Origin of the sequence: Mesorhizobium sp. Cs1321R2N1 (assembly GCF_037179725.1) — a bacterium.
GTDB classification, from domain to species: Bacteria; Pseudomonadota; Alphaproteobacteria; order Rhizobiales; family Rhizobiaceae; genus Mesorhizobium; species Mesorhizobium salmacidum.
In genome coordinates, this window is record NZ_JAPYKP010000256.1 from 1 (window position 1) to 3657 (window position 3657).

Below are 3657 nucleotides of genomic sequence, written 5' to 3' on the forward strand. Positions count from 1 at the left end.
GCCGCGCGCTCGATGCCGACATCGAGGATGGCGACGCGGGCCCCTTTGGCGGCAAGCGCGCGAGCGGTCGCCTCGCCGAGGCCGGAGCCGCCGCCGGTCACGATCGCGATCTGGCCGTTGGGGGTCATGCGTCATCCTTCCTGTGAGTATGGGCTTTTCTATGAAAACAGGGACGGATCAGGCCCGGATCGACCGACAAGGTCAAGATCGAGCAGTTCGCCGTCTTGCAGAAACGGCGAACTGCGGAACCCGTTCAACCTTCCGCCCTAGACGTGCTCGGCGACCCTGGCCTGGCTGGCGTGACCGACCTCGCCCATGAGCCTGGCAACCGCGCCCGGCGTGATCTCGTGCGACAAAAGGCGGTCGAGGTCGACAGGCCTCGGCATCGAGATCTGGCCGCGTGGAATGCGCTTGAAGCCGAGCGGCCCGTAATAGGGCTCGTCGCCGACCAGCATCACGGCGGGCGCACCGGCCTTGGCGGCCGCTTCCAGCGCGATTGCCACCAGCCGGCGGCCGATGCCGAGATTCTTGAAGGCGGGCCGCACCGCGAGCGGCCCAAGCATCAGCGCTCGGCCGGCACCGGCCGCAATGCGCGTCATACGCACCGAGGCGACGACGAGATCGCCGTCGACCGCGACAAAGGACAGCGCGCGCTCGTGGCCTCCGGCCTCGCGGATCTTGTAGGCGGCCAGCACGAAACGGCCGGGGCCGAAGGCCTCGTCGTTGATGGCTTCGATTTCAGGATCGTGCGCCGGAGTTTCCGGCAGATACTTCACGTCGGCAAGGCTCATGGTCGTTGCGTTCCGGTAGAGGAGGAAAGGTTGCTGCAAACGGCAGCATTCGCCAGTCAGCGCTTCATCAAGCGCGGGCGCCCTTTCGTCGTCGGTCAAACCGGATCAAGGCAAAGTCGAACATGCGGAGTGTCCGCTAGCATCAATTTTCGCCCGCCGCAATCGACGCCTTCGCTGGCCCTACCGATTGACGATCTGTTCAGCCCTGGATGCCTTGCCGCATCGCGCCCTACATGACGGGAAACGCGAAAGGACAATCATGGGATTGCTCGTCGATGGCAAATGGCAGGACCGCTGGTACGACACGAAAAACAGTGGCGGCAAGTTCGTGCGGGCGCAGTCGCAGTGGCGCGACTGGATCACGCGCGACGGCACACCGGCCGGAGGCCGCAGCCGCGGCTTCAAGGCGGAGCCCGGCCGCTATCACCTCTATGTCTCGCTCGCCTGTCCTTGGGCGCACCGGACGCTGATCTTTCGCGCGCTGAAGAAGCTGAACGCCATTATTTCGATATCGGTGGTGCACCATTTCATGGGTGCTGAAGGCTGGACGTTCCTGGCCGAGGACGGCGCGACAGGGGACACGCTCTACGGCCTCGACTTCCTGCACCAGATCTACACCAGGGCCGATCCGGCCTATTCGGGCCGGGTGACGGTGCCGGTGCTATGGGACAAAAAGGAACAGACTATCGTCTCCAACGAATCCTCCGAGATCATTCGGATGCTCAATTCGGCCTTCGACGAATGGGGTGATGCCAGCCTCGATTTTTACCCGGAAGCCTTGCGTGGCGAGATCGACGCAATCAACGCGCTGGTTTATCCCGCCATCAACAATGGCGTCTATCGCGCCGGTTTCGCCACCACGCAAACGGCCTATGAGGAGGCGTTCGGCGAGCTGTTTTCGACGCTCGATGCGCTGGAAGATCGCCTTTCCAGGCAACGTTACCTGGTTGGTGACCGCATTACCGAGGCCGACTGGCGGCTGTTCACCACTCTGGTGCGCTTCGACCCGGTCTATGTCGGCCATTTCAAGTGCAACCTGCGCCGCATCGCCGACTATCCGAACCTGTCGAACTATCTGCGCGACCTCTATCAGGTGCCTCGTGTCGCCGAGACGGTGAACCTGCACCACATCAAGGCGCATTATTACGCCAGCCACGGGACCATCAATCCGACCCGGATCATACCGGTCGGGCCGGCGCTCGACTATGGTGCGCGGCATGATCGGGGGCGGTTCAGGAAGGCTGCAGCCTGACCTACCAGTAAGCCGATGCCGGCTCGCCCCTAAAAACCTCAGCGATCCGCCGCAGCGTTGCCGGCGTCGTGCTTTCCGGCAAGCGATCGAGCGGGAAAAAGCCGGCCTCGGCGATTTCATGGTCGGGCAGTTTCGGCGCGGTTTGGCTGAAATGCTCGACCAGGTAGAAGCCGACATGGTCGCGGCGGCTGGCGCGGCGGTTGAAATGCATCGATCTGAAAACCGGTGGCGCGGCCAGCGCGATGTTGCCTTCCTCGGCGAGTTCGCGGGCCAGCGCCTCGGTCATCGTCTCGCCGATCTCGACGCCGCCGCCGGGAAGCTGCCAGCCCGGCACATAGGTGTGGCGAATGAGAAAGACGGAATTGTTGGCGGCATCGTGGATCAGGCCGCGCACACCGAGCGTCATCGGCCGCCGCAGCACGAAATAGAGATGGAACAGCCGGGCCCTCAAACCCGGCCAGCCGGTCTGGCGGAACGGAGCCTCCTCATCGGTCGCCATCAGTAGCGAAACCGTGGGTGGAAAGCCGCGTGCGCGTCGCCTATGAAGGAGGAATGTTCAGGCTCGCGCATATTTCCGATGTCCATCTGGGGCCGCTCCCCGATGTATCCTATCGCGATCTCGCGTCCAAGCGCGTGCTCGGCTATGTCAACTGGCAGCGCAATCGCCGCCGCCACATGCACGATGCCGTCATCGATGCCATCGTCGCAGACATCAAGGCGCAAAACCCGGACCATCTCGCCGTCACCGGCGACCTCGTCAACCTGGCGCTCGACGGCGAGATCGAGATGGCCAAACACTGGCTCGAGACGCTTGGGGCGCCGCATGATGTTTCGGTCGTGCCGGGAAACCATGATGCCTATGTGCCCGGTGCCTTCGACAAGATCTGCCGGTCATGGGCGGCGTGGATGAGCGGCGACGGTGTCAACACGCCGGTCGATCGCAATGCCTTCCCCTATCTGCGCGTGCGCGGCAATGTCGCGCTGATCGGCGTCTCGACGGCGCGCGCCACGGCGCCCTTCATGGCCAATGGTTTCTTCATGGAGGAGCAGGCGGCTCGGCTCGGCAAGATCCTCGAGAGCACTGCGAAGCAGGGGCTGTTCCGCGCGATCATGATCCATCACCCGCCGGTGCGGGGCGCCGTCTCCCAACACAAGCGGCTGTTCGGCATCGCCCGCTTCCACAAGATCGTCCGCCGCCACGGCGCGGAGCTCGTGCTGCACGGCCATTCGCATCTGCCATCGCTGTTCCAGATCGGGCTCCGCGGCGCGAAGGTCCCGTTCGTCGGCGTCGCCGCCGCCGGCCAGGCGCCGGGCGGCAAACATCCCGCCGCGCAGTACAATCTGTTCGAGATCGACGGCGAAAAGGGAAACTGGCGCATCCACCTGACGCGGCGCGGCTTGACCGGGCCGTCCCTACCGCCTGCCGATCTGCAGACCCTGGAGCTCGGTGTCGAGGCCGACGCGGCTATGGCCGCCAGTTGAGAACAATGGCCGCGAGGCGGTCCCAGAACAGCGCAGCCGACACCGCGAGACCAACCAGTCCGCCGGCGGCGATCAGCCCAAGGCCGGACAGGAAGGCCGACCAGCCCCTGCCTTGCGTCGACGCTCGCAGCG

At 64.6% G+C, this 3657-nt stretch carries 5 protein-coding genes; 2 read left to right on the top strand and 3 right to left on the bottom strand.

Going from position 1 to position 3657, the window contains the following annotated elements:
• Positions 1-128: SDR family NAD(P)-dependent oxidoreductase (locus tag O7A61_RS31450; protein ID WP_337133064.1), on the bottom strand; the 128-nt coding region annotated here is incomplete at its 3' end.
• A 138-nt stretch (positions 129-266) separates the two neighbouring features.
• Complete coding sequence (locus tag O7A61_RS31455) at positions 267-791, bottom strand: GNAT family N-acetyltransferase (RefSeq protein WP_337133061.1); 525 nt, start codon at positions 789-791, stop codon at positions 267-269.
• A gap of 259 nt (positions 792-1050) precedes the next feature.
• Between O7A61_RS31455 and O7A61_RS31460 the strand changes: the two genes are divergently transcribed.
• On the top strand, positions 1051-2043 hold the full coding sequence (locus O7A61_RS31460) for a glutathione S-transferase family protein (RefSeq protein WP_337133062.1): 993 nt from the start codon (positions 1051-1053) through the stop codon (positions 2041-2043).
• A gap of 1 nt (position 2044) precedes the next feature.
• Here O7A61_RS31460 and O7A61_RS31465 read toward each other — a convergent pair whose 3' ends face one another.
• The gene (locus O7A61_RS31465) at positions 2045-2542 is read right to left on the bottom strand and encodes an NUDIX domain-containing protein (RefSeq protein WP_337133063.1); all 498 of its coding nucleotides are present in this window, start codon (positions 2540-2542) and stop codon (positions 2045-2047) included.
• A 53-nt stretch (positions 2543-2595) separates the two neighbouring features.
• Between O7A61_RS31465 and O7A61_RS31470 the strand changes: the two genes are divergently transcribed.
• Positions 2596-3525, top strand: coding sequence for a metallophosphoesterase family protein (locus tag O7A61_RS31470; RefSeq protein WP_337106052.1), 930 nt, complete (start codon positions 2596-2598; stop codon positions 3523-3525).
• Positions 3526-3657 lie beyond the last annotated feature (132 nt).

What these genes read in the sequence shown, in the direction of transcription:
- O7A61_RS31470 (WP_337106052.1), top strand. Translation starts at nt 2,596, where the DNA reads ATGTTCAGGCTCGCGCATATTTCCGATGTCCATCTGGGGCCGCTCCCC.
- O7A61_RS31455 (WP_337133061.1), bottom strand. Translation starts at nt 791, where the DNA reads ATGAGCCTTGCCGACGTGAAGTATCTGCCGGAAACTCCGGCGCACGAT.
- O7A61_RS31465 (WP_337133063.1), bottom strand. Translation starts at nt 2,542, where the DNA reads ATGGCGACCGATGAGGAGGCTCCGTTCCGCCAGACCGGCTGGCCGGGT.
- O7A61_RS31460 (WP_337133062.1), top strand. Translation starts at nt 1,051, where the DNA reads ATGGGATTGCTCGTCGATGGCAAATGGCAGGACCGCTGGTACGACACG.